Origin of the sequence: Microbacterium sp. (assembly GCF_052099035.1) — a bacterium.
GTDB lineage: Bacteria > Actinomycetota > Actinomycetes > Actinomycetales > Microbacteriaceae > Microbacterium.
On record NZ_JBQDSX010000002.1, the window covers coordinates 1 to 26,245 of the forward strand.

General features: G+C 65.0%; 21 protein-coding genes. 10 read left to right on the forward strand and 11 right to left on the reverse strand.

Annotation, left to right across the window (positions count from 1 at the left end; genetic code table 11):
* Window positions 1-248: 248 nt before the first annotated feature.
* A complete protein-coding gene (locus tag ACTIAO_RS01240) occupies window positions 249-557 on the reverse strand; it encodes a helix-turn-helix domain-containing protein (protein WP_441904628.1) in 309 nt (102 codons plus the stop codon).
* Between the two features lie 115 nt (window positions 558-672).
* Here ACTIAO_RS01240 and ACTIAO_RS01245 point away from each other — a divergent pair, with 115 nt between their 5' ends.
* The 3 genes from ACTIAO_RS01245 to ACTIAO_RS01255 are packed head-to-tail and all read left to right on the forward strand — an operon-like array spanning window position 673 to window position 6,791.
* A complete protein-coding gene (locus tag ACTIAO_RS01245; protein WP_441904517.1) occupies window positions 673-3,792 on the forward strand; it encodes a BPTD_3080 family restriction endonuclease in 3,120 nt (1,039 codons plus the stop codon).
* A complete protein-coding gene (locus ACTIAO_RS01250; RefSeq protein ID WP_441904518.1) occupies window positions 3,782-6,547 on the forward strand; it encodes a site-specific DNA-methyltransferase in 2,766 nt (921 codons plus the stop codon). The genes ACTIAO_RS01245 and ACTIAO_RS01250 overlap by 11 nt, the downstream gene beginning before the upstream one ends.
* Window positions 6,540-6,791, forward strand: coding sequence for a DUF2510 domain-containing protein (locus tag ACTIAO_RS01255; RefSeq protein WP_441904519.1), 252 nt, complete (start codon window positions 6,540-6,542; stop codon window positions 6,789-6,791). Before ACTIAO_RS01250 ends, ACTIAO_RS01255 begins: the two co-directional genes overlap by 8 nt.
* 461 nt (window positions 6,792-7,252) lie before the next feature.
* On the opposite strand, the gene ACTIAO_RS01260 is transcribed toward ACTIAO_RS01255, so the two are convergent.
* Genes ACTIAO_RS01260 through ACTIAO_RS01270 form a run of 3 tightly spaced genes read right to left on the reverse strand, consistent with a single transcriptional unit; the run spans window position 7,253 to window position 8,171 of the window.
* Window positions 7,253-7,450 carry a hypothetical protein gene (locus ACTIAO_RS01260; protein ID WP_441904520.1) on the reverse strand — a complete coding sequence of 66 codons (198 nt, stop codon included), beginning with the start codon at window positions 7,448-7,450 and terminating at the stop codon, window positions 7,253-7,255.
* A 35-nt stretch (window positions 7,451-7,485) separates the two neighbouring features.
* The gene (locus tag ACTIAO_RS01265) at window positions 7,486-7,875 is read right to left on the reverse strand and encodes a type II toxin-antitoxin system VapC family toxin (protein ID WP_441904521.1); all 390 of its coding nucleotides are present in this window, start codon (window positions 7,873-7,875) and stop codon (window positions 7,486-7,488) included.
* Window positions 7,875-8,171: a type II toxin-antitoxin system prevent-host-death family antitoxin gene (locus ACTIAO_RS01270; protein ID WP_441904522.1), complete on the reverse strand. Its 297-nt coding sequence runs from the start codon at window positions 8,169-8,171 to the stop codon at window positions 7,875-7,877. The genes ACTIAO_RS01265 and ACTIAO_RS01270 overlap by 1 nt, the downstream gene beginning before the upstream one ends.
* Before the next feature lie 150 nt (window positions 8,172-8,321).
* Here ACTIAO_RS01270 and ACTIAO_RS01275 point away from each other — a divergent pair, with 150 nt between their 5' ends.
* Window positions 8,322-9,911 carry an acyl-CoA carboxylase subunit beta gene (locus tag ACTIAO_RS01275; RefSeq protein WP_441904523.1) on the forward strand — a complete coding sequence of 530 codons (1,590 nt, stop codon included), beginning with the start codon at window positions 8,322-8,324 and terminating at the stop codon, window positions 9,909-9,911.
* Window positions 9,908-10,126, forward strand: a complete 219-nt coding sequence (locus tag ACTIAO_RS01280; protein WP_441904524.1) for an acyl-CoA carboxylase subunit epsilon — start codon at window positions 9,908-9,910, stop codon at window positions 10,124-10,126. The genes ACTIAO_RS01275 and ACTIAO_RS01280 overlap by 4 nt, the downstream gene beginning before the upstream one ends.
* Window positions 10,127-10,287: 161 nt before the next feature.
* On the opposite strand, the gene ACTIAO_RS01285 is transcribed toward ACTIAO_RS01280, so the two are convergent.
* From ACTIAO_RS01285 to ACTIAO_RS01310, 6 genes are all read right to left on the reverse strand, one after another.
* Window positions 10,288-13,305 (reverse strand): alpha-mannosidase, encoded by a 3,018-nt coding sequence (locus ACTIAO_RS01285; protein WP_441904525.1) that lies wholly within the window; start codon window positions 13,303-13,305, stop codon window positions 10,288-10,290.
* A 93-nt stretch (window positions 13,306-13,398) separates the two neighbouring features.
* Window positions 13,399-14,598, reverse strand: coding sequence for an ROK family transcriptional regulator (locus ACTIAO_RS01290; RefSeq protein ID WP_441904526.1), 1,200 nt, complete (start codon window positions 14,596-14,598; stop codon window positions 13,399-13,401).
* A 254-nt stretch (window positions 14,599-14,852) separates the two neighbouring features.
* Window positions 14,853-15,875, reverse strand: coding sequence for a hypothetical protein (locus tag ACTIAO_RS01295; RefSeq protein WP_441904527.1), 1,023 nt, complete (start codon window positions 15,873-15,875; stop codon window positions 14,853-14,855).
* On the reverse strand, window positions 15,872-17,104 hold the full coding sequence (locus tag ACTIAO_RS01300; RefSeq protein ID WP_441904528.1) for a sensor histidine kinase: 1,233 nt from the start codon (window positions 17,102-17,104) through the stop codon (window positions 15,872-15,874). Before ACTIAO_RS01300 ends, ACTIAO_RS01295 begins: the two co-directional genes overlap by 4 nt.
* Window positions 17,094-17,756: a response regulator transcription factor gene (locus tag ACTIAO_RS01305; RefSeq protein WP_441904529.1), complete on the reverse strand. Its 663-nt coding sequence runs from the start codon at window positions 17,754-17,756 to the stop codon at window positions 17,094-17,096. The genes ACTIAO_RS01300 and ACTIAO_RS01305 overlap by 11 nt, the downstream gene beginning before the upstream one ends.
* A gap of 28 nt (window positions 17,757-17,784) precedes the next feature.
* Complete coding sequence (locus tag ACTIAO_RS01310) at window positions 17,785-18,984, reverse strand: class I SAM-dependent RNA methyltransferase (protein WP_441904530.1); 1,200 nt, start codon at window positions 18,982-18,984, stop codon at window positions 17,785-17,787.
* Window positions 18,985-19,024: 40 nt separating this feature from the next.
* Here ACTIAO_RS01310 and ACTIAO_RS01315 point away from each other — a divergent pair, with 40 nt between their 5' ends.
* Window positions 19,025-19,666, forward strand: a complete 642-nt coding sequence (locus tag ACTIAO_RS01315; RefSeq protein ID WP_441904531.1) for a Maf family protein — start codon at window positions 19,025-19,027, stop codon at window positions 19,664-19,666.
* Between the two features lie 78 nt (window positions 19,667-19,744).
* Entirely contained in the window at window positions 19,745-21,508 is a 1,764-nt protein-coding gene (locus tag ACTIAO_RS01320) for an acetyl/propionyl/methylcrotonyl-CoA carboxylase subunit alpha (protein ID WP_441904532.1), read from the forward strand.
* Here ACTIAO_RS01320 and ACTIAO_RS01325 read toward each other — a convergent pair.
* Entirely contained in the window at window positions 21,501-22,943 is a 1,443-nt protein-coding gene (locus ACTIAO_RS01325) for an NAD(P)H-quinone dehydrogenase (RefSeq protein WP_441904533.1), read from the reverse strand. The genes ACTIAO_RS01320 and ACTIAO_RS01325 overlap by 8 nt on opposite strands.
* A gap of 49 nt (window positions 22,944-22,992) precedes the next feature.
* Between ACTIAO_RS01325 and ACTIAO_RS01330 the strand changes: the two genes are divergently transcribed.
* Genes ACTIAO_RS01330 through ACTIAO_RS01340 form a run of 3 tightly spaced genes read left to right on the forward strand, consistent with a single transcriptional unit; the run spans window position 22,993 to window position 26,230 of the window.
* Window positions 22,993-23,826 (forward strand): purine-nucleoside phosphorylase, encoded by an 834-nt coding sequence (locus tag ACTIAO_RS01330; protein WP_441904534.1) that lies wholly within the window; start codon window positions 22,993-22,995, stop codon window positions 23,824-23,826.
* Complete coding sequence (locus ACTIAO_RS01335) at window positions 23,823-25,508, forward strand: phospho-sugar mutase (protein ID WP_441904535.1); 1,686 nt, start codon at window positions 23,823-23,825, stop codon at window positions 25,506-25,508. The genes ACTIAO_RS01330 and ACTIAO_RS01335 overlap by 4 nt, the downstream gene beginning before the upstream one ends.
* Entirely contained in the window at window positions 25,508-26,230 is a 723-nt protein-coding gene (locus tag ACTIAO_RS01340; protein ID WP_441904629.1) for a TSUP family transporter, read from the forward strand. The genes ACTIAO_RS01335 and ACTIAO_RS01340 overlap by 1 nt, the downstream gene beginning before the upstream one ends.
* The last annotated feature ends 15 nt before the right edge of the window (window positions 26,231-26,245 follow it).

Here is a 26,245-nt window from a genome sequence, read left to right on the forward strand (position 1 = left end):
GTTCCGCCCGACGGACGGCCTGGAGTACGTGTGGAGATTCGTCGTGTGATGCGCGGTGCTGCCTGCACCGCCGGGCGTTGAGCAAACAGCACACCGCGCCGCGGGACGTTGAGCAAACAGCACACTGCACCGCGGGGCGTTGAGCAAACAGCACACTGCACCGCGGGTCGTTGAGCAAGGGAGCGCAGCGACCGCGACGAAACGGGTTGAGCGAGGAGCGCAGCGACGAGTCGAAACCGCATACCGCGCTACGCGCCTTCGCGGCGGCGCAGCTCCCTGCGGAAGTCGGCCTCTGAATAAGGCTTGAGGTTCTCAGGCAGATCTGTAGCTGTTAAGCCCTTCACGAATGTCTCGGGCTTCACGTCGAGAGCAGTCGCAAGCTGAATCAGCACGAACAGGGTTGGGTTGCCTTCGCCAGCCTCAATTCGTGCCAAATGTCGAACATCGATGTCCGCTCGCTCTGCGAGTTTCGTCCTGCTAATCGTTGCGTCGTTGCGTAGGGACCGCACCACTTCTCCGACACGCTGGGAAGCGCGTGACTTGGGATCCCGCATCATCCAAGCATCCAAGCCATTACACTTGGCAGCGCTGACTTGAATAGCATGGCTTTCATGCCCTATTTTGAGAGATGATGCGCCACTGGCGCCACAGGCTGCAAAGGGGTGCGTCACGTTGTCAGGAGTAGCCGTCGACAGCCTCCTCAATCCGATACTCAATGGTCCGTACAATCCGCCGACCGAACACTTTCTTCTGGGTCCGAACGGACCCACCGGTGAGAAACGGGCTGGCAGGCGCCCCAGCGAATCATTCATCGCAATCCCACAAGAACGCAAAGGCCGCGGGAAGGCCGCTAGTCAGCAACAACTGGAGATCGACTTCGACCTGACCGGTGAACGCCGTGACGTTAATGACACCATCAACGGACTCCGTCGCGACGTGGAGCTCTGGCGGACCCGCGGATACGACGGAGTCACTCCGATCAGCCGCAAGTTGCTACTGCATTGGGCAGAAGCGGACCGTGAGAATCGCACGCTCTTCTGTCAGCGGGATGCCGCCGAAACTGCGATCTTCCTTGCTGAGGTTGCGGGTCGCCGCGGATACACCGACTGGCGTCTGAGGATCGATGTCGCCAACGCCGACCACAACTCAGGGCTACCCCGCATCGCGCTGAAGATGGCAACAGGTACCGGCAAAACAGTGCTCATGGCGATGCTGATCGCTTGGCAAACGCTAAACAAGGCCGTAACCCCCCGCGACGTACGGTTCGCGAACAAGTTCCTGCTCGTCGCTCCAGGCATCACCATCCGCGACCGGCTGCAGGTACTCCGCCCTGAGAGTCGTGGGAACTATTACGACGAACGTGAACTCGTCCCCGCGGAGCTGCGTCCTCGACTCGGCGAAGCGCGCCTAGTGATCGTCAACTACCATCAATTCCTTCCCCGCCTCCGCAAGGAATTCGAAGGCGTCTCAAGAGTCACGCGTGAAATCCTTGCACCGGGTGAGACGGATCGCTACGTCGAGACCGCACCCGAGATCGTAAGCCGTGTTCTTCGGGATCTTGGGAAGGATCCCGGCCAGATCGTCGTACTCAACGACGAAGCGCACCATTGCTACCAGAGCCGTCCGATCCAGACGGGCAAACTCAGCAAAGATGACAGCGATCGAAATCAAGATGCACGTGTCTGGTTCCGCGGGCTAGAAGCGATCCGGAATGCCAAGGGGTACGGGGTGAAGCAGATCTTCGACGTCTCTGCCACTCCGTTCTACCTTGGTGGATCGGGCTGGAACGAGGGTTACATCTTCCCGTGGACGGTGAGCGACTTCTCACTCATGGATGCCATCGAATCGGGCATCGTCAAGATTCCGAGGCTGCCGGTCGACGACAACGCCATCGGCGACGAGACGACATTCCGCGCTCTGTGGAGCCATATTGGCGATCGACTTCCTAAACGCGCCTCATCGGTTCCCGACAACTGGGCACCGCCGGAGGAGCTCCAGGCTGCGCTGGAGAGCCTGTACCGCAGTTACCAGCGCGAGTTCGAACGCTGGGAGGAGAACCTGCGAGGCTACGGCGAACCGCCACCAGTAATGATTCTGGTTTGTCCGAATACCGTCGTATCGCGCCTCATGACCGAATGGATCGCCGGCAAGGAAGTCGAGCTAGATGGCGAGCGCCAGTATCGACATGGACAGCTGTCGCTCTTCGATAACACTGATGGTGCGGGCTGGCGTACCCGCCCGCGCACTCTATTGATCGACTCCGCAGCACTTGAGTCGGGGAATTCGCTTCCAAAGGATTTTCTCGCGGCAGCCGCATCAGAGATCGCCAAGTTCAAAGACGAGTGGCGGAGACAGCATCCGGGTGCGGATACTGACCAGCTCACCGAACAGGACCTCCTCCGTGAGGTGATGAACACCGTCGGCAAAAAGGGCACGCTCGGCGAGCACATCCGTTGCGTGGTCAGCGTGGGGATGCTCACCGAAGGCTGGGATGCGAATACCGTCACGCACATCCTCGGCATACGCGCGTTCGGTTCCCAACTTCTCTGCGAGCAGGTGATCGGCCGCGGACTCCGCCGCCGCAGTTGGGCACTCAATGAGCAGGGTCGCTTCGAACCGGAGTACGCAAATGTGTATGGAATCCCGTTCGCGTTCATTCCCGGTGAACGTGCCGGCAAGGATCCGCTCCCGCCACCGCCCGCCATCGAGGTGGGCAGCGTCGAAGGTCGCGAAGACCTGCGGATTCGTTTCCCTCGACTCAGTGGCTACCGCATCGAGATACCGGACGATGAGATGTGGCTCGACACATCGGATGCCACACCGTTTCGCGTCGACCAGAGCCAAGTTCCGACCATGACGGAGACCGCCGGCGTGCTCGGCACCGGGGAGGTCGACGACTTCAACACGGATACCGAGGGGCGCCGCAACGCACGGGTAGCCTTCGAACTCGCCAAGCGCACACTCGATCTGCATTTCACGGACGGCGGCACCAACCCGCGTCCCTGGCTGTTCCCGCGCCTGTTAGATTTCGCGCGCAAGTGGATAGACGATGTACTCGAGTACGGTTCTGGGTTCGAGGCATGGCATCTGGCTCGAAGTGAGAATGAACTGCGACGCGCAGCCGAGGCACTCGCCCGCTGCATCTTCTGGCAGGGAAACAACCGGCGCGAACTGGTACAGCCGATCTTCGACCGCTCCGCTCCCATCGGCGACACAGGCGATGTGCGATTCGTCACGCGCAAGCGCGTCTACGAGACGAGGACGAGCGAAGTGAGTCACGTCACCCTCGACGGGCGCGACGGGAACACCTGGGAGAACCTGCTCGCCTACGAGTGCGAAATGCTGGCGAACGACGGTGTGGTCACCTCGTATGCGAAGAACGATCGACTCGGATTCGATATCCCGTACGTGCACGAAGGAATGACGCACCGGTACATTCCCGACTTCCTGCTGAGGCTGGCCCCGGATCCCGGCGATCCCGAGCAATTGGAGCGGACTCTGATCGTCGAGGTTTCCGGCGGTCAAAAGAATCAGCAATTGCGTCAGGTGAAAGCTGAGACGGCACGCAATGTCTGGTGCGTCGCGGTCAACAACCACGGAGGTTTCGGTCGCTGGGGTTACCTGGAGATTGAGACGGTGATCGGCCTACAACGCACGCTGCGCGAGGCAATCAACGCCTTGTACGCCGACGAAGCGATCATCGGCGATCCGGAGAATCTCGAGTTCTCTCCGGCCCGCTCTACGCGTCCGACCAGACGCGTGCGATTCACGGAGGATGACGATGGCGCGTAAGCCCGCTCACTCAGTATCGACGCCCGTCGAAGCATTCACGCACGACGAGGCCTCGCGCACGAACATCCCGACCGCCGACGGTGCCGAACGCTGGGCCGATCCGGAGTCGCTGGAGCATGACCCCGTCGTATACGCGCGATTCGCCGGCATAGCGTCGGAGCGCGCATTGCGCAACGAATCCCTGGACCCGCAACTCGTCTGGCATGGCAAGGACCAGCAAGACGAGGATGACCTCGTCGTCGAAGCGCCACCGCTGTATATCCAGGAGAAGATCGATCCCCGGGTGCTCATCGAGAATCTGCGTGACACCGCGAGGTCCGATGAGCTCGAGCCCGAGATGCTGTTCTACGACGACTTCGACGGTGACCTCGACGAGCTGCAGCAGATCGAGTACTACCAGCACGATGCTGCCTGGTCGAACCGCATGATCCTGGGCGACTCGTTACAGGCGATGGGATCTCTAGCCGAACGCGAACGGCTGCGCGGCAAGGTGCAGATGATCTATATCGATCCGCCGTACGGCATCAAGTTCAATTCGAACTGGCAGGTGTCCGCGAGCAAGCGCGACGTGAAAGACGGCAAGGATGCCGCACGCGAGGTCGAGCAGATCAAAGCGTTCCGTGACACCTGGAAGGACGGCATCCATACATATCTGTCGTACCTGCGCGACCGTCTCGTCGTCGCGCGGGATCTGCTTACCGATTCAGGGTCGGTGTTTGTGCAGATCGGTGACGAGAACGTACACCGCGTGCGGGCGCAACTCGATGAAGTGTTCGGTGCGGAAAACTGGATCACGACAATCTCTGTCTCTAAGACCAGCAGTGCAACGGGTGACTTCATCGGAGGGACAGTCGATTTCGTACACTGGTACGCCAAAAACCGCGAGCACTCAAAGTATCGTCCGCTGCTGCGGAGCAAGGTCGGTGGAGGGGACGGCGCGGGCATGTACACACGCGTTCAGCTCCCTGACGGCTCACGACGAAGTCTGAAAGCTGCAGAGAAGAAGAACCTCACTCTGTTGCCAGAGGGTGCGCGTCTGTTCCGCCACGACAATCTCACAAGCCAGAGCATGGGGCGCGACAAGGGAGAAGGCGCCGCATCGTGGTTCCCTGTTCATCTCGACGGCCAGGTGTTTCGTCCAAACATGCAGTCACGCTGGAAGACCAGCGAAGAAGGAATGACGCGACTGCTGCTAGCTAATCGTGTGGCTGCTGGCAACTCATCCGCTGCATACGTACGCTTCCTGGATGACTTTCCGGCGTACCCGTACACGGAGGTCTGGGGCGATATCGGCGGGGCACGCGACAAGGCGTATGTCGTCGAAACTTCGACGACGATCATCGAGCGCTGCATGCTCATGACCACGGACCCCGGCGACCTCGTCCTCGATCCGACCTGTGGTTCCGGCACAACAGCGTACGTCGCTGAGCAGTGGGGACGTCGCTGGATCACGATGGACACATCACGCGTTGCGCTGGCGCTCGCTCGCCAGCGACTCATGGGCGGCAGGTTCCCCTACTACCTGCTCGCCGACTCTCCCGAAGGCCGAACGAAAGAGGCTCAGGCATCAGGCAAGGCCATGCCCCCGGCTGAGACGAAGGGCGACATCCGTCAGGGCTTCGTTTACGAGCGGGTGCAACACATCACGCTGAAGTCGATCGCGAACAACCCCGACATCCACGATGGAATGTCCCGTGGAGACATCGACGCCGCGATCAAGAAGCACGCAGACTTCGAGATGCTGTACGACAAACCATACGAAGACAAGAAGCGCGTCCGTGTCACCGGCCGCTTCACCGTCGAGAGCCTCTCCCCCTACCGCACGATCGATCAGAGAGGCGAATTATCACGCAGCGAACGGGCCGGCTCCGCGGATGCGATGGGCGCCGACTACATGCAGACCATCATCGAGAACCTTCGGAACGCGGGCATCCAGAACGGTCGTCGCAAGGAGCGTATCGAGTTCGCGTTGCTCGACGCGCACGCTGGCACGCACGTGCAGGCGATCGGTGAACGAACCGACGCCGAGGACAACGCTTCGCCGGTCTCGGCATCCCAATCGGGCGGAAAGGTCGCAATCGCGATCGGACCTGAGTACGGGACGGTGAGCCCCGGGTTCGTGCGAGATGCCGCGAGAGAGGCGTTGGCCGATCCAGACGTCGGCCTGCTCTGTGTGCTCGGCTTCTCATTCGAGCCGAACGTGACTGAAGTCGTAGGGGTCGGTGACACAGGTATCGGCATCAGCGAAGACGGGTTCGCGAATGTGTCTGGCGAGCGCAAACTCGGGCGTTTGAAGGTTCTCATAGTGCGTATGAACGCGGAGCTCCTGATGGGCGACGCTCTCAAAAGGACCGGAGCGGGCAACCTCTTCACAGTATTCGGTGAACCCGACGTTCAGATCCGCCCAGCATCGGACGACTCCGGCCGCCTTGAGGCCGAACTCTTCGGCGTCGACGTCTACGACGCCGCGATCAACGACGTCCGTTCACGCGACACGAAGGACATCGCGCTGTGGATGATCGACACGAATTACAACGAGGAGTCGTTCTTCGTGCGGCATTGCTATTTCACCGGCGGTAATGACCCGATGAAGAAGCTAAAGGTCGCGCTCAAAGCCGATATCGATGTGGACGCGTGGGAGCAGCTGTACCGCACGACGTCGATGCCATTCGATCGTCCCTCCACAGGCAAGATCGCCATCAAAGTCATCAACGACTACGGCGATGAAGTGATGAAGGTCTACCACGTTGAGTGAGCAACTACCTTCGGGCTGGCATCCTGACCCGATCAAGTCGGAGCGGCTGCGATATTGGGACGGAACGACGTGGACCGATTCCACGGTTGGTTTGGATACCCCAGGGCTGGTGCACGGTACCCGACCTCTGTCGAAGTCATCGGGCCTCGACGAAACAAAACGGCGCGGATATGACTGTTCGCAGGTGCGGCTACAGTTGTCGCCCGGTCGCCGGGCTTGGCATCACCTTCTTCTCGGCCAATGACCTCTCCGTCGCCGGTGGTTCACCGACATCGTCGACGGACATGTCAATACTGCAAGCACTGCCACCGGATCCACCCTCCGAAGAGATCGAGGCCTACCTGAGGGTCTTCTGGGTCTCGACCCCGATCCCACGAAAGAAGAACAGCTCGACGCACAGTGGGAGGCAGAAGGTCACGACGTGCTGCTCTCCGGCAGTGTTTGCTTGATGGCTGCCGACCGGCCGACTTCACCTGCGGTTACATGAACTGCACCTACTACCACGCATATGCCGTGAACGGCTGCCTTGGTGGGCTCTTCGTCGAGGGATCCATCGAAGCAGGAGGTGTCTCGATCGGGCTCGCGAACGAGATGACTGCATCGCTCGCGCCTGAGCAGTTCGCGGAGACTCACTTTGAGGACTACACCGGACGAGCCGACGGCTTCCGTATCACTGGCGCGACTTGTCACCCGGAACGCATCTCTTCATCGACCATCTGACGTTCCATCCTCATTGAAGTCGAACTCGACGGGTCGCCCGAAGTCGTGAGCACGATCGGCAACGATCTCATCCATTATTCTGACGAACTCTTCGGCACTCTCCGGATCAAGATCGGGACCAGCCGCGCGCGCGAAAAGATTGTCTGCGCTTTCAACGCCGTAGTCTTCCAGCGGGTCGTTCACGGACGCGATCCTACGCTTGATCTCCAGCATCTGCATCAGAGCCCCGGTGAGCTCACTCGCAGCCCCGCCCGCAGGGCGGCATTCGCCAGCTCTACGTCGTACGTGATGACCTCATCACACGCCAGGCGAAGTGCGACAGCGAGATGAATGGCGTCTGCTGCTCGAAGGGGTGCACGTCGAGCTGCCGCGATCATGTCCTGCCGCGAAAGATCGACCAGCCTCACCGTTTGCAGCACATCATCGACTCGGTCAAGAGGCATGTCGCTACCGCGACGCGCGACAGCGCAGTGCAACTCGGTATGGAGCAGCCACGACGCGACAAGTACACGATCCACATCGCCAGCCAACTCGTCGAACAGCGAATCTGAGTGCTCTTCACGCAAGATCATCTTCGCGGCCGCGGAAGTATCGAAATACGACAGCATCAATACCCTCGATCGTGGCCGCGAACATCGGCAACGATGTCGGCGGTACTCACCTCGGACGTCGCTGTGGGACGCGCCAGCTCCCGCACCGAGCGGGTCGCAGTTGTCACCTGCCCGAGTTTTTCGAGCTCGTCGATCATCGAGAGCGTGGTCCCGCGCGCACGGTTCAAGCGTTCGTACTCCGTGATGCTCAGCAGCACGTACGCCGGCTCGCCATGGCGTGTGACCATCACGGGTTCGCCATCGGCGACACGTTGCGCGCGACCGACCTGCTGGTTGAAGTCTCGAGCGGTCATGGTGAACATCGTGCACCTCCAGACGCCATGTAGTGATTGTACTGCACAGCCTGCAAGACGGCTCGATGACAGGAACCAACCAAAGGATCCCCCGGTCCGTTGTGCGAGGCATCCAACGCCACCGACCTCGCCGCTACTAGTGTGGAATCCGTGACGGACACCCCTGACCTCTCCACGACCGCTGCCAAGATCGCCAACCTCCGGGCCCGATTCGACGAGGCGGTCACCGAGCCCGAGAAGATCGCACTCGAGAAGCAGCACGCCAAGGGCAAGATGACCGCCCGCGAGCGCATCGAGCTCCTTGTCGACCCCGGCAGCTTCGTCGAGTTCGATGAGTACGTGCGCCACCGCACCACCGCATTCGGCATGGACCGCAACCGCCCGTACGGCGATTCTGTCGTCACCGGCATCGGCACCATCCACGGCCGCACCGTCGCGGTCTACTCCCAGGACTTCACAACGTTCGGCGGATCGCTCGGTGAGGTCTCCGGCGACAAGATCATCAAAATCATGGAGTACGCCCTGCAGGGCGGCATGCCCATCATCGGCATCCTCGACTCCGGCGGAGCCCGCATTCAGGAGGGTGTGCTCGCTCTCAGCAAGTACGGTGAGATCTTCCGTCTGAACACCCGCTCCTCCGGTGTCATCCCGCAGATCTCGATCATCATGGGCCCGGCAGCCGGCGGCGCCGTGTACGGCCCCGCGCTCACCGACTTCGTCATCATGGTCGACAAGACCAGCCAGATGTTCGTCACCGGCCCCGACGTCATCAAGACCGTCACCGGCGAGGACGTCGGCATGGAGGAACTCGGCGGCGCGCTCACCCACAACACCCGCTCCGGCGTCGCGCACTATCTCGCCGATGACGAGGACGATGCGATCGACTACGCTCGCACACTGCTCGGCTTCCTGCCCGACAACAACATGGCTGAGCTGCCGTCATACGAGGGCGTCTTCGAGTTCGAGACGACGGATGCCGATCGCACTCTCAACGCGATCATCCCGGACTCCGCGAACCAGCCCTACGACATGCACACCGTCATCGAGCACGTGGTCGACGACGGTGACTTCCTCGAAGTGCAGCCGCTGTTCGCGCCCAACATCCTCATCGGCTTCGGACGCATCGAGGGTCGTACCGTCGGGATCATCGCCAACCAGCCCTCGCAGATGGCCGGAACCCTGAACATCGAAGCGGGCGAAAAGGCCAGCCGATTCGTCCGCTTCTGCGATGCCTTCTCCGTTCCCATCGTCACCCTCGTGGATGTTCCCGGCTACCTGCCCGGGACCGACCAGGAGTGGACCGGCGTCATCCGCCGCGGCGCCAAGCTCATCTATGCGTACGCCGAAGCCACGGTCCCGATGGTGACGGTGATCCTCCGCAAGGCCTATGGCGGCGCATACATCGTGATGGGCTCCAAGCAGCTCGGCGCCGATGTGAACCTCGCATGGCCGACCGCCGAGATCGCGGTCATGGGCGGCCAGGGCGCCGTGAACATCCTCTACCGCGGTGAGATCCGCAAGGCCGAAGAAGCCGGCGAAGACGTCGCCGCCGTCCGCACGCGCCTCGCCAACGAGTACACCTACAGCGTCACCTCCCCGTTCCTCGCCGCTGAGCGCGGCGAGATCGACGGAGTCATCGAACCGGCAAACACTCGCGTCGCGATCGCGAAGTCACTGCGTTCCCTGCGTGCCAAGCGCTCCGAGCTGCCGCCGAAGAAGCACGGAAACATCCCACTGTGACCGAGGAACGTCCGACCCCCAGCCTGCGCATCGTGCGCGGCAACGCGAACGAGGAAGAGCTCGCAGCCCTCATCGCGGTGGTCACCGATGCGTACGAGCGTGAAGCCGCGGATGCTGTCGCCGACGAGCCCAGCATCTCAGCGTGGCAGCGCACGCAGCGCCCGCTGCGCAAACCGTTGCGCCGGGACATTCCGTGGGGGCGGTTCTCGCGGTAGTGCGAGGGGTTGAGGCGGTGTCGTCGTTTCGACTCGCTGCGCTCGCTCAACGCGTTTCGTCTCGCTCCGCTCGCTCAACGACCCGCGAAAGGGATTTCCGAACGGGCGTTTCGTCTCGCGCAGACCCGCACTGAGCGAGCGCGAGCGAGTCGAAGTGTCGCTCAACGAGCCGGGGCTTGCGGGGCGCGGAAGCTCAGCGTCACGATCTGGAACGGTCGCAGCGTGAGATCGACGTCTGAGCCCGAGGCTGCGACTAGAGCCGCAGCATCCACCTCGCGCTCGAGAAGATCCGTCTCGATCACGTCAGCGAATGCGAACGACGTGGACAGCGTCGCTGACGCGCGTCCGCCGTGCGCCTCATAGAGCCGTACGATCACGTCTCCGCTGCGGTCCTCTGCGAGCTTCACAGCTTCGATGACGACGGCATCCGATGAGACCGAAAGCAGCGGTTCGACAGCCTGAGCTCCGCTCACCTCGCGCGCAGGCAGATTCAACCGGTAGCCCTCGCGCACAGCATCCGCGATCGTCGCATCGGGGCGGATGCTGACCCGGAAGGTGTGCTCGCCCTGATCAGCCTCGGGGTCCGGATACAGCGGCGCGCGCAGCAGCGACAGCCGCACATTCGTCACGGTGCCCCCTCCGTCTCGTGACGCGCGCGTGATGTCATGGCCGTAGGTGGCGTCGTTCGCAACCGCGACGCCGAAACCTGCTTCGCCGACGTGGACCCATCGGTGCGCAACCGTCTCGAACCGCGCCATGTCCCACGACGTGTTGGCGTGGGTCGGCCGTTGGATGTGCCCGAACTGGATCTCCGAGCTCGCACGGTCAGCGTGAACATCGAGCGGGAACGCGAGCTTGAGCAGCTTCTGGCGCTCATGCCAGTCGACGACGGTCTCGATCTCCAACGCTCGCGCCCCTGCGGCGAGCGTCAAAGTCTGCGTGATCCGCGTGGCCCCCCGGCCGCGGATCACGCAGACGACTGCGGCAGAGGGATGGGGGATCTGCTCGATGGACTCGACATCGGTCAGGTCGATGACGTGACGACGGTAGTGCTCATCGATATCCCAGGCATCCCACTGAGTCGGAGTGTCACGGTGCAGCTGCAGCAGGTTTCCTTTCTGCCCCGGCGCGATCGTCTCGCGCCCGGTCGCACGAACCACGAGCGAGGGGATCAGCCCCGCCCCGTCGATCTGCACGGACAAGTATTCATTCGACAGCTCGAAACCGTCACTCGAGCGCGACGCGACCGCAATGCCGCTGTCCGCTACGACCGCGGCGATCCCCATGGCCTCCGCCGCGCCCTGCGCGAACGGTCCGGCATTCGCGACGAAAGTTTCGGCGCCCTCGCCCACCAGCGCTCCGAGTGCGCGGACAGTGAGTCGCTCCGCCGCCTCGAGCACCTCGTCATACCGGCGCTCTGCCTCGCGGTGCACCCACCCGATCGACGTGCCGGGCAGGATGTCATGGAACTGCTGCAGCAGCACCGTCTCCCACAGATCGTCGAGCTCGTCATACGGATAGTCGGCGCCGTGAAGGGCTGCCATCGTCGCCCAGAGCTCGAGCGCCCGCAGCGCATGTTCGCTACGACGGTTTCCCCGTTTGGTGCGCGCTTGCGACGTGTACGTGCCGCGGTGGAACTCCAGATACATCTCCCCGGACCACACCGGCGGATGCGCGTACTCGCTCTCTGCCGCTTCGAAGAACTCCCGGGGGCTCGACAGTGTCACCGTCGGGGAGCCCTCGAGCGATCTCAGACGTTCGGCCGCCGCGATCATCTCGCGGTTCGGGCCGCCTCCACCGTCGCCGTATCCGAAGGGAACGAGCGAGGTATTGGCCATGCCCTTCTCGGCATATTGCCGTTCTGCTCGGGCGAGTTCGGCCCCGGTCAGCTGCGCACTGTAGGTGTCCACCGGCGGGAAATGCGTAAAGATCCTCGTACCGTCCAGCCCCTCCCACAGGAAGGTGTGGTGCGGCATCCGATTCGTCTCATTCCACGACATCTTCTGCGTCAGCATCCACCGCGATCCTGCCGCGCGCGCGATCTGCGGGAGCGCGGCGGAGTACCCGAACGAGTCGGGTAGCCAGACATCCAACGGTTCGACGCCGAATTCTTCGATGAAGAAGCGCTTACCGCGCACGAACTGACGCGCCAGGGCTTCGCCGCCCGGCATGTTCGTATCGGATTCGACCCACATTCCCCCTGCGGGGGCAAAGCGACCGGATGCCACGGCAGCCCGCACGCGCGAGAACAGCTCTGGCTGGTATTTCTTCACCCACGCGTACTGCTGGGCTGAGGATGCGGCGAAGACGAAGTCGGTCTCCTGCTGCAGCGAGAGCACGTTCGAGAAGGTCCGCGCGATCTTGCGCTGCGTCTCGCGCACCGGCCACAACCAGGCCGAGTCGATGTGCGCGTGTCCGACAGCATGCACGCGGTGCACCGAGGCGGATGCCGGGCTCGAGAGAACGTCGGCGAGCTCCGCGCGCGCATCGGATGCGCTGCCGGAGATGTCATCCGGGTCGGCTGCGTCGACCATGCGCTCCAGCGCCCGCAGGATCTCGGCGCGGCGCGGCGACTGCTCCGGCAACTCCCCCATGAGCTGCGATAGCACCGTCGCATCCTGCAGCAATTCCCAGACCTCACGGTCTCGGATGGCGATATCGGCCTGGCGGAACTCGTACAGCGGCGCATCGCCCGCCGTCTCCCATGCGCCAAGCTTGGTCGGGTGGAAGTGGCGGAACCCGTCGGCGACGTCCGGGTTCGCGGCCGCTTCGAGGTACAGCTCGATCGCATCGCCGGGCGCACCATCCAACGGCACGTGCGCATTGCGGGGCTCGATGGCCTTCACGATCGTGCCGTCGGCTCGATAGACCGTTCCCTCTGCCTGAAAGCCGGGCTCGGAAGCGATGAAGCCGAGATCGATCAGCAGTTCTGCCCCGGGTGCCTCCGGTACCGTTCCACTCAGCCGCAACCAGGTCGTACTCCACGGTCTCCCCCACCGCGTCCCCACGAAGAACGGTTCGTAGACCTGGTCGATGGCTTCGGCGAACGGCACCGGCTCCCCTGGCACACCCCAACTCGCCACCGTCAGCGGCGTGAGATCCGTGTGAACGCTCGGACGCAGCCGCTCATGAATGAAGCGTCGAATACGAGCTTCGATCAGCGCAGTCGTGTCATGCATTCGCAGCAGACTCCAATGTCAGGGTGCAAATAGTCAATCGATTCGATATACCCCTGTCAAGAGCTGGGCTCCACCAATCGGCGACGACGCACGTCAGGAGTCGAGGAACAGCGCGGCCGCACGAGGTGAGAGCACCTCATCGAGTACGACGCAGCCGGCTCCCACCGCACCCACGTCGTCGCCGACGACCGCACCGCGCACAGGAAGGTCCCGCACCGCCCTGGTGGCGCTCTGCCGCTCGAGAAGGTGCGGAAGCTGCGCGAGGAACAGCGATGACAACCGGGACCAGAACGGCCCGCCGAGCACGACGCAGTCCACATCGAGCATGTTCGTGAGCGCTGAGATCAGCACGGCGAAGTGCTGTGCCGACCCCTCGAGCACGCTGATGGCCATGTGATCCCCGGCTGCGGCTTTGTCGCAGAGGTCCGTGAAGCGCGCATCGACCGACCCCGCGTCGCTGCCCAGGCGATCATCGGCGAACACTCCTGCTCGCTCCGCGCGTTCGACGACCGCCTGCGGCGTGCAGACGACCTCGACGCACCCGCGCTGTCCGCACGCGCACTCCGGTCCATCCGGGTCGACGATGATGTGGCCGACTTCTCCCGCATTGTGCGATGCGCCCCGCACCACATCGCCGTCCATCACCAACGCGGTGCCGATACCGATCCCGAGGTACACGAGCAGGAATGAACCATCGGGAGGATGATCCCCCGTCCACAGCTCCGCGACGGCGGCGGCCGTCGTATCCTTCTCGAGCATCACACGAAGCCCCGTGGCTTCGGCGAGCGCGGCGCGCAACGGAACCCGATGCCAGGAGTGCAGCTTCGGAGGATCGATGACCGTGCCGCGCGCAGGATCCAGAGGGCCGGGTGTCGCGACCCCGATGCCGGTTATGGCTTCGCGATCGATTCCGGAGTCCGCGATCAGCTCCTCGATCTCGGCGGCCGCTGCAGCAATGATCCGGCGCGCATCATCGGCCGGCATCCGCCGTGCAGTGCGCGCGACGACGGCACCGGTGAGGTCGAGGAGGACGAACGTGAGCATCGCCGGGTCGAGGTGAACTCCGATCGAGACGCGGCTCGTCGCTTTCAGTCGGAGCGTCGTGCGGGGCTTCCCCGGCCCCTGGATCGTCCGGCCCGCCTCTTCGATGAACTGGTCATCGAGCAGCCTGCGCGTGATATTGGTGATCGTCTGGGCGGAGAGCCCTGTCGCACCGGCGAGCTCAGTGCGGCTCAAGCCATCACCCGCTCGCCGAATCGCCTCGAGGATCACCGATCGATTGAAATCGCCCATCTTGGGGAGATTCGTCCCTCTTCGGCGCAGATCCATCGCTCCATCATGACGCATTCACGCGAATCCTTGTCCCCCAAAGTACCTACAGACAAATACCTTGCGCCCCGGAAGACTGATACCAACGCTTCGCGTTCGATCGGTCTCTCTGCCCCAGGGTAGGCAGACGGTGATCGATCTCCCCGCGGTGAGTTTTCGGGTAACTGCACCGCATCTGGCGGGGGGTGGCTTCGCCGCCCTCCGCCCTTCTCATCGCTTCACGCGTCTGTGCTGTCCAGGTCGGGAACGCGCGGGATCTCATGCCAGAGACCGACGGCATCCTCATCGGAGGAATCCCCCGTTCCGGTGCGTCCGACCACGGTGACGGCGGTGTGCGCATCGCGGGCAGCGCGGATGATCACTCGTTCGGAGACGGCTCGGGTGACGATGACAGCGAGCTCATCGCGGATCGCATCGCGGCGCTCCTCGTCGAGTTCGTTCAGCCCGCCTTCATCGAAGACGGTGACGGCGATTCCGCGGAGCCTGGCGTCATGAATGGCTTGACGCACGGCATCGTTGAGCAGGCTCGTCCCGCGCAGCTCGTCACGCAGCCGCCCCTCGGCCAATCGTGCCTCGAGGCGTTCGTCCTCGGTGAGCTGGCCGTGGGATGCAACGGTTCGGGTGAGCACAGGGCCCGCCGCACCGAGTGCGTACTTCACCCTGATGCGCCGCTCGCGCTGTCTGACCATCTGCGTCGCATGCCACACCGAGACCGCGCGCTGGATCTCGGCGAGATGCTCGGTGTCGCTGACGGCCCTGTCCCAGAAGAGCACGAGCAGGTGTGCGACAACCACCCACATGGTGGACCCGACCAGCCCCAGCTCGAGGGCTACGAACATCCCCATCTGAACAGATGCCGATAAGAAGAGCGCGAGCAGAACGAGCCACCCCATCAACAGCCGTCGGCGCACGATGCAGACGACGGCAAGCAGACCGACTGCACCGACGTACCAGGTGGCAAACGGCGCTGTCCTGTCCATCGGCAGCAGAGATGCACCCACCAGGAATGGAATCCCGGCGCCCGCGAGGATCGAGACGATTCCGAGCCACGCCGGCATCCGCGGACTGTCATCGGAGTCGACGAGCACCGCGGCGATCACCACGCAGAGGTAGAGGATGATCGACACCGCCATCAGCAGGGGCGCGATCGGCTGCACCGTCCACCACGCCGCGCGAACGGCGAAGTAGATCGCGAATCCGACCGCGAGGCCGGTTGCTACACCGCGCACCGAGCGGTTCATGTGCGCTCCCATTCGAGATCGACCCGCGTTCCGGAATCGCCGGATTCGATCGTCGCGTGTCCCGCGAGGGCGGCCATGCGCGCCATGATCGAGGCGCGGATGCCGAGCCGGTCCTCTCCGATGGCGTCGATATCGAACCCGGGACCGGTGTCGAGGATCGTGACGGTCACGCCATCGTCACCGCGCCCTTCCACGATCACATGCATCCCCCGCCCGGCAGCGTGCTCGATCGCGTTTCCCATGGCCTGACGAGCGGCGAGGACGATCGCGCGAGCTGCACGCCCCGGGATGAGTCCTGCCGTTCCACGCTCCTCCACGATCGCGTCCGCTCCGAGTTCGGAGAGCGCGCGCCGCAGCTCGGCGACGATCAGCGCGGTTGCGACCGGGTCATCACTGCCTTCCTGGGTGACGACAGCTTCGGTGTTGGCAAGTCTCGTCAACGCCTCGCGGGCCATCGCCACCGCGAGGTCCCGTGCACGGTCCGAATCGGCGCGCTCCGCGGCGATGAGCGCGGCGAGCACACTGTCATGCATGAGCGCTGCCATCGCGACGCGCTCCTCCTCGGCGGCCGCACTCGCGGCGACCGACGCATACGATCCGACTGCGCGGGCGCGGGCTTCATCGACCCCCGCTGCGACGGAACGGAACATCCACCCGAGCGCCACGATGACCAGACCGAGGATGATCGTGAACGAAACATCGAATGCCGTCGTCGTCCAGTACGAACCCGTGAACTCCCCCTCGACCAGGCGCACCCAGCCGTAGACCAGCGGCACCCCGAACGCCCAGACGATCTGCGCCCACAGCCGGAATGCCAGCATCGCCGCGACGACTCCGATGTTGACGAGGAAGAAGATCCACGGCTGACCGGGATGATCAGCCCCCATACCGGTCACGGTCGGCCATGCCGCGAGGGCGACGACGTAGACGATCGCGAATGTGCCTGCGCACACACGGACACCGCGTCCGACGACACACGCGATGAGCATGGCGATGAGGGGGACGTAGACGACGATGACCAGCGTGATCTGCACGCCGGAGACTCCGTCCGTGAGCCGTCCGAACGCCGCCAGCAGAGCCTGGGCACTGAGGATCGCCGATCCGATAGCCGCCACCGTCGCCAGGATGCGCTCCATGCGCTTGCGGGTGAAGCGCTCGAACTCGGTCTCGGCGGTGCCCGGCGACGGAATCCGTCCCCACGCGGCTTGCAGCGCTGCGTCAGCCGGCACTGGCGGCTCCGTCTGGCGCGACGATGCCGTCTTCCATCGCGCGGCGGAGCAGATCGACCTTGGTCGGAGCGGGGCGGCCGACCTCGACGTACTTCACACGCACACGCGTGATGTTCTCCTTCGCGGTCGAGTAGGCGACGCCGAGTCGGTCGGCGACTGCTTTCAACGGCAGTCCTGTCGCGTACAGGCGCAGCACATCTCGTTCACGCACCGACAGCTGCGCGTCGGCGAACTCACGATCCCCCTCGACCGCACTGGCCCACTCCACGTTGTTCAGCGCGTCACCACGTGCGACGGTGCGAATCGCATCGAGGACATCATCCAGCGCCGAGGACTTGCTCACCACACCCGCAGCGCCCGCGGCGAGCGCCTCACGCACGGCGGCAGGGCGGTCGGCGACGCTGTGGATGACGACGTTCGCGCCGTCGTCGACGATCGCTGTCACGTTCTCGGTGACGGTGGTGCCATCCCCCAGCGTCAGATCGAGCACGACGACATCGGGAGGCGGTGCGCCGGTGGACGAGCGCCAGTGCAGATACGCTCCGACCGTGCTGCCGGAGAAGACGACGTCACAGCTGCCCGCGCGCTCGCACGCCAGTTCCAGCCCGAGCCGGACGGACTCGTGATCATCGATGAGTGCGACCGTGCTCATGTGTACATGCTATCGATCAGCTGAGAGATCAACGACTGAGGACGGCGATGGTCTCCAGGTGGTGGGAGTGCGGGAAGAGGTCGAACGCCTCGAGGGACTGCACGTCCCAGCCCAGGCCGCGGAAGGTTCCGAGGTCACGCGCGAGCGCGACAGGGTCGCAGGCGACATAGACGACAGCATCCGGGCTCAGTGCGTGCACTCCCTCGACGACCGCGCGCCCCGCACCCGCGCGCGGCGGGTCGAGGACGATCGTTCCGGCCCGCGTCCCATCGGGAAGCGATGCGAGATAGCGGTCGACGCGTGCGGTTACCGCCGTGGCATCCACATCGGCGAGATTCTCCCGTGCGTGGGCGGTCGCCCGCGCGCTCGACTCGACGGTCACGATGTCGGTCGCGCCGGCCGCGGCAAGCGACGATGAGAGCAGTCCGACACCGCCGTAGAGGTCGAAATGAACGGCATCCGGGTCGATGCGCCCCTCCAGGGCGCCTCGTACGGCGCCATCGAGAGCGGATGCTGCGTTCTGATGCACCTGCCAGAATCCGTCGGCGTCCACGCGGAACGAACGATTGCCGACGCGCTCGACGATGACCCGCGGTGCGGGGCGCTTGCCCCGCTCCGGGCGCCGCAGCACGTGAACCTCGCCATCGGAGGACTCGACCAGGTCGATGCGGCCAGGCTTCGCATTCCTCAGCGACAGGGCTTCGGCAGCCACAAGCGGACGCGCCAGCGGGTGCGAGGCGACAGGAATCACCCGGTGACTGCGCGCAGCATAGGGTCCGACGATCCCATCGGCATCGACGTGCAGCGAAACACGGGTGCGCCATCCGGTGCCGTCGGTGTCGTCCACGGGAGAGACGACCGGAGCCTCCAACCCCGGACCGGCGAACTTGTCCAGCGCCTCGGTGAGCACCTGCCGCTTGAGCGTGCGCTGGTGATCGAGATCGATGTGCCCAAGATCGGCGCCGCCCGCACGCTCCTCCGGGTCATGCGACATATCGGCTTCTGGCCAGACATGCGGACGGCGGTGCGGCGAAGCATCCAATACCTCGACGGTCTCGGCCCGCCAGAAGGACGATTTCGCACCATCCGTGATGCGCGCACGAACGCGTTCGCCGGGGATCGCATCCGAGACGAACACGACCCGACCCTCGTGTCGGGCGATGAAGGTACCGCCGTGCGCGATGCCGGTGATGTCGAGATCGAGCAGGGGAGGTACAGAAGAGGCCATACTTCGAGGATACGGTTCGGACGGCGATACCGTGGTGCTCATGCACGTCTGCCTCGCCTCCACCTCCCCCGCCCGCCTCATGCTGTTGCGCCAGGCGGGAATCGAGCCGCTCACGCGTGCCCCTGAGACCGACGAGGATGCGGTCACCGCCCGGGCCGCCGCCGAACGCGGCGGCGACCTGCCGCCGGACGAGCTCGTGCTGCTTCTCGCTCGCGCCAAGGCCGGTGACGTGGCGCGCCGCCTGTCAGCGCAGGACCCGGACTTCGACGGCATCGTGATCGGCGGTGATTCGATGTTCGCGCTGGATGGTCGTGTCTACGGCAAGCCGTACACGGCCGAGGAGGCGACCAGGCGGTGGCACGAGATGCGCGGCCGGACCGGCATCCTGCACTCGGGGCATTCGGTGTTCCGCGTGCAGCCGGGGCATGAGGCCCGTGAGGCCAGCGCCGTCGCCGAGGCCGCCGTGACTTTCGCCGACGACATCACCGATGCTGAGATCTCTGCCTACGTCGCCACGGAAGAACCCCTGCGCGTCGCGGGAGCATTCACCGTCGACAGCCTGGGCGGCGCCTTCATCACCCGTGTGGACGGCGATCCGTCGACCGTCGTGGGCATGTCGCTGTCGACCATCCGCGTCCTGGCCCGCGAACTCGATGTCGTGTGGACGGATCTGTGGTCGTAGACATCGCGCTACGTTTTCCAGAGTTTCTTGTCGATACTACTCAAAGGGATCGGCCCTCTTCTCGCTAGGCTGGCACTCATGCCCATCGACAAGGTACTCATCGCCAACCGCGGTGAGATCGCCGTACGAATCATCCGTGCCGCTCGCGATTCCGGAATCTTCTCCGTCGCCATCTACGCGGATCAGGACAGGGACGCGCTGCACGCGCGGCTCGCAGACGAGGCGTACGCGCTCGGCGGCGACACGAGTGCATCGACGTACCTGCAGATCGACAAGATCCTCTCCATCGCACGGCGCTCCGGCGCCGACGCGGTGCACCCGGGCTACGGCTTCCTCGCCGAGAACGCAGAGTTCGCCCGCGCTGTCATCGGTGCCGGGATGATCTGGATCGGCCCCTCGCCCGAGGCGATCGAATCGCTCGGCGACAAGGTCACCGCCCGCCACGTCGCCGAGAAGGTCGGCGCGCCGTTGGCTCCAGGGACCCCTGGTCCGGTCGAAACAGCCGACGAGGTCATCGCATTCGCGAAGGAGCACGGGCTTCCGATCGCGATCAAAGCGGCCTACGGCGGCGGCGGACGCGGCCTGAAGGTCGCCCGCGAGCTCGACGAGGTCGCGGAGATGTTCGAATCGGCCACCCGCGAAGCCGTCGCAGCCTTCGGGCGCGGCGAGTGCTTCGTCGAGAAGTACCTCGACAAGCCGAGGCACGTCGAGACGCAGTGCCTCGCCGACGCCGAGGGCAACGTCGTCATCATCTCCACGCGCGACTGCTCGCTGCAGCGCCGCCACCAGAAGCTCGTGGAAGAGGCCCCGGCGCCATTCCTCACCGACGAGCAGAACAGCCAGCTGTACGCGGCATCCAAAGCCATCCTGAAAGAGGTCGGCTATGTGGGAGCGGGCACCTGCGAGTTCCTCATCGGCGCCGACGGCACGGTCTCGTTCCTCGAGGTGAACACGCGTCTGCAGGTCGAGCACCCGGTCTCCGAAGAAGTCACCGGAATCGACCTCGTGCGCGAACAGTTCCGCATCGCCGCCGGTGGCACCATCGACTACGACGACCCGACGCCGCAGGGACACTCCTTCGAGTTCCGCATCAACGGCGAGGACCCCGGTCGCGGGTTCCTCCCCCAGCCCGGCCCCGTCCACGTCTTCAAGACCTTCGGCGGCCCCGGCATCCGCCTCGATTCCGGCGTCACCGCCGGGGATGAGGTCTCCGGCGCATTCGACTCACTGCTGGCGAAGATCATCGTCACCGGCCGTGACCGTGCAGAAGCGCTCGAGCGCGCGCGCCGCGCGCTGGACGAGTTCGAGGTCTCCGGCCTGCCCACCGTCCTGCCATTTCACCGCAAGGTCGTCCGGGATGCCGCGTTCACCGCGGAGGGTGGCCAGTTCGGCATCTTCACGCGCTGGATCGAGACCGAGTTCGACAACGACATCCCGGCATGGGATGGCGAGCTCGACGAGCCCGTCGCCGCCGAGACCCGTCACACCGTCGTCGTCGAGGTCGCCGGCAAGCGGCTCGAAGTGAGTCTGCCCGACCGCATCACCGTCGCCGCCGGAACCGCGGGCCGCCCGGCAGCTGTCCCGCCGTCGCGGCGCAGCCATGCCACGACCGCTTCGGCCGGAGCATCCGGTGACGCGGTGAAGTCGCCCATGCAGGCCACGATCGTCAAGATCGCCGTCGAAGAGGGACAGCAGGTCGTCAAGGGCGACCTCGTCGTCGTCCTCGAGGCGATGAAGATGGAGCAGCCCCTGCAGGCGCACAAGGACGGTGTCATCGGCAGCATCAACGCCGCCGCCGGCACCACGGTCGCCGCCGGGCACCAGCTCCTGCTGATCAGCTGATATTGACGAGGTGCATCGCGCGGCTCGCGTCGGTGATGCTCGACGACAGCGACGGGTAGGCGGCGAACACGCGTGAGACCTGGTCGACCGTCAGACGGCGTTCGACGGCGACCGCGAGCGGGTAGATCAGCTCCGATGCCTTCGGGGCGACGATCACACCGCCGATGACGGTGCCGGAGCCCTTGCGGGCGATGATCTTCACGAAGCCGTCCTTGATGCCCATCATCTTCGCTCGGGGGTTCGCGGCGAGCGGCAGCTTGTAGACCAGTCCGTCCATCTGCTCGAGGTCCTTCTCACCCCAGCCGACCGTCGCGATCTCGGGCGCCGTGAAGATGTTCGAGGTGATCTTGATCTTCTCGAGCGGGATGACGATGTCGCCGAGCGCGTGGAACACCGCGGTGCGGCCCTGCATCGACGCGACCGACGCGAGGGGGAAGAAGTTCGTGCAGTCGCCGACCGCATAGATGTTGGGCACCGAAGTGCGGGCGACCTTGTTGACCCGCACATGACCGGACTCGGTCAGCTCGACTCCGGCATCCTCGAGTCCGATGTCCGTGGTGTTCGGCACCGATCCCACCGCCATCAGGCAGTGGCTGCCCTCGACGGTGCGGCCGTCAGCGAGAGTGACGAGCACGCCGGTCTCGGTGCGCTCGACCGTGTTCGCCCGTGACTTCGACAGCACCGTCATTCCGCCGCGCTTGAAGACCTTCTCCAGCACGTGAGCGGCATCGGGGTCTTCGCCGGGAAGAACCTGGTCGCGGCTGGAGATGAGCGTGACCTTCGCGCCGAGGTTCATATACGCCGAGGCGAACTCAGCACCGGTGACGCCGGAGCCGACCACGATGAGGTGCTCGGGCAGCGCCTTCATGTCGTAGAGCTGAGTCCACGTGAGGATGCGCTTCCCGTCGGGCTTCGCGGAATCGAGCTCACGCGGAGACGCGCCGACCGAGACGACGATGGTGTCGGCCTCGACGCGATCGAAGTCCGTGCCATCGACTCCCGTGGCCACGACGATCGCGTTCGGACCCTCGAGGCGCCCGTGTCCGGAGAGGATGCGCACTCCGGATTCGAGCAGCGTCGCGCGCATGTCCTCGGACTGCTGACCCGCGAGCGCCAGCAGACGCTTGTTGACCGCAGCAAGGTTGATCGCGATCTCGGGCTTGAGCGGCTTGCCGTTTCCGCCCTTGGCGTAGAACTGCACACCGAGGTCGCTGGCCTCCGCGATCGCGACAGCGGCATCGGCCGTCGCGATGAGGCTCTTGGAAGGAACGACGTCGGTCAGCACTGCGGATCCGCCGACGCCCACGCGCTCGACCAGTGTCACCTCGGCTCCGAGTTGAGCTGCAGCAAGAGCCGCCTCGTAACCACCGGGACCGCCGCCGAGGACGGCAACGCGCTGAGTGCGCTCGAAAGGAGTCGAAGACATGACCTCCATTCTTCCGCAATCCTCGCTGAGCGGGCGCCACCTTCCATAGAGTGGATCCATGACCGAGATTCACGACAATCCCCTCGACCTTCCGGACGCAGACCCGTTCGAGATCGCAGCCCGGGCCGCCGCAGACATCGCGCGGCTGACCGGCATCGAGAAGCACGACATCGCCCTCACCCTCGGCAGCGGCTGGGGCAAGGCGGCTGAGCTCATCGGCGAGACCGTGGCGACCATCCCTGCCACCGAGGTCACCGGGTTCTCCCGGCCCGCCCTCGAAGGCCACGTCGGCACCCTGCGCAGCATCCGCACCCCGGGTGGAAAGCACGTCCTCGTGATCGGTGCGCGCACCCACTACTACGAAGGCCACGGTGTGCGCCGAGTCGTGCACAGCGTCCGCACCGCGGCGGCGACGGGGGCTCGGATCATGGTCCTCACCAACGGTGCCGGCGGAATCCGCGAGACCTGGAAGCCCGGCCAGCCGGTGCTGATCAGCGATCACCTCAATCTCACCGCCGACTCTCCCCTCGAAGGCGCCACGTTCATCGACCTCACGGACCTGTACTCGCAGCGCCTGCGCGATGTCGCCCGCACCGTCGACCCGTCACTTGATGAGGGTGTTTACACACAGTTCCGCGGCCCGCACTACGAGACGCCGGCAGAAGTGCAGATGGCAAAGGCCATCGGCGGCCACATCGTCGGCATGTCCACCGCTCTCGAGGCGATCGCCGCCCGTGAAGCCGGGATGGAGATTCTCGGTCTCTCGCTCATCACGAACCTCGCCGCCGGCATCCAGAAGACGCCCCTCAGTCACGACGAGGTCATCCAAGCCGGCAAGGAGGCGGAACCGGTGATCTCGGCGCTGCTGGCCCGAGTGGTGGAGACGCTGTGATCACCGACGAGTCGCTCGAAGCGCGCCTGGCCCAGGCGCGCGCCTGGTTGCGTCAGGATCCCGATGCTGAGACCCGCGATGAGCTGGCCGGTGTCATCACCCGTGCCGCTTCAGGAGACGCTGCCGCTGCCGCAGACCTCGATGATCGCTTCAGCACCCGCCTCGCATTCGGCACCGCCGGGCTCCGCGGCGCGCTGGGCGCCGGCAGCAACCGGATGAATCGGGTCCTCGTCGCTCAGGCGGCCGCCGGATTCGCCGCCTATCTGCGCGAGCGGGCGGGAGGCCGCACTCCCACGGTCGTGATCGGCTACGACGGCCGGCGCAATTCGCGCCGCTTCGCACTGGACTCTGCCGAGCTGTTCGCGGGTGCGGGCCTGCGCGCGATCCTGCTCCCCCGACTGCTGCCGACGCCCGTGCTGGCGTTCGCCGTGCGTCACCTCCACGCGGATGCCGGTGTCATGGTGACCGCGAGCCACAACCCGCCTAACGACAACGGCTACAAGGTGTACCTCGGCGGTGCGGACGACGGGTCGCAGATCGTGTCACCGGCCGATGCTGAGATCGCAGCGCACATCGAGCGCGTTGCTGACACCGCTGATGTGCGTGTCCTCCCCCGCTCCACGGCGTACGAGGTCGCCCGTGAAGATGTGATCGCGGCTTACGTCGCGGCGACGGCGGCCATCACCCCCGCACCCTCGTCTGCCCGCGGAATCACCTGGGTGTACACAGCCATGCACGGCGTCGGGTGGGAGACGTTCGCCCGCATCATCGATGCAGCGGGCTTCCCCCGGCCGAAGACGGTCGGCGAGCAGCTGAATCCCGATGCGACCTTCCGCACCGTCGCGTTTCCGAACCCGGAAGAACCCGGCGCGATGGACCTGGCATTCGCTGCCGGGCGCCGCACGCATGCGGACTTCATCCTCGCCAATGATCCGGATGCCGACCGCCTGGCGGTCGCGATCCCCGATCCGTCGGCGCAGGGCGGCTGGCGGCGACTCAGCGGCAACGAGATCGGGCTGCTGCTCGGTGCCCGTGCCGCACGCGCTGCCCAGGGCGTCGAAGGAGCATCACTGGCCTGCTCCCTGGTCTCCTCGCCCGGTCTCGGTGCGATCGCTGCACACCACGGCCTCGATTTCCATGAAACCCTGACCGGCTTCAAATGGATCTCGCGTGCACCGGGAATGGTGTTCGGGTTCGAGGAAGCTCTCGGCTACCTCGTCAATCCCGAGACCGTGCGCGACAAGGACGGCATCTCCGCAGCGATCGCCGTGCTCGGACTGGCTGCAGAGGCCCACGAGCAGGGCAAGACTCTCGCCGACCTGCTGGCCGACATCGGCCAGACATACGGCCACTTCGCCAGCGGTCAGGTGTCGGTGCGCGTGGATGACCTCTCGATCATCGGCACGGTCATGCTGTCCCTGCGCACGCTGCCCCCGACGCGGATCGGCATGACGGCCGTTGCGGCGGTCGAGGACCTGCTGCAGGCGCCCGCCGGGGAGCCATCCGGTGATGTGCTGCGATACCGTCTGGCCGACGGGTCGCGCGTGATCGTGCGTCCCAGCGGCACAGAGCCGAAGCTCAAGGTGTACCTCGACGTGCAGGGACCCTCCGCGGAGGAGGCGGCAACTGCGGTCACCGCACTCGAGGCAGGAGTGCGCACTCTGCTGGAGGAGCGTTCCTGATCCTCGCTCTCGTCGGCGTCGCCGCCGTCGTTGCCGGGGCGATCCAGCGTCTGACCGGTCTGGCCTTCATCCTCGTCCTGATCGGACCGGTCGTCCTGGTGTACGGCCCGGTCGACGGAGTGACTCTGGCTGTACTGCTCGCCGTGGTCGCCTCGGCGATCGCGCTGCCCTCGGCGTGGCGAGAGGTCGACTGGCGCCGCGCGCTCTGGCTTCTCGGCGCTGGGCTCGTCGCGGCGCCGTTCGGGGCACTGATGCCGAGGCTGCTGCCAGAGCCCGCGCTGCTGTTCGCGATCGCAGCTCTGGCGATCGTCGCACTGCTCGGACCACGGTTGAGCGTCCCAGCATCCGCGGTGTTCCGTGGCCGGCGCGGCACGATCGTGGCGGGTGCGGCAGCCGGATTCATGCATGCCGCCAGCGGGCTGTCCGGTCCAGCGCTGGCGGCGTATGCGATCGCGGAGCGCTGGGATCAGCGGCGGTTCGCTGCCAGCGCGCAGGTAATTCTTCTCGGGTACGGGCTGACCTCCGTGCTGCTGCGGGGCCTGCCCGCTGCGCCCGCGTGGGACATCGCTCTGCTCGGTGCGTGCACGGCGGCCGGAATCCTCTGCGGTGCGCTCCTGGTGCGCCGCGTACCTGTGGCGCTGGCTCGTGCGGTCATGCTGTGGTGCGCGTGGATCGGCGCGCTGGTCGTCCTGGTGCGAGCGATCGTGGCCGTTACCGCCTGAGCGTGGGTAGCATCG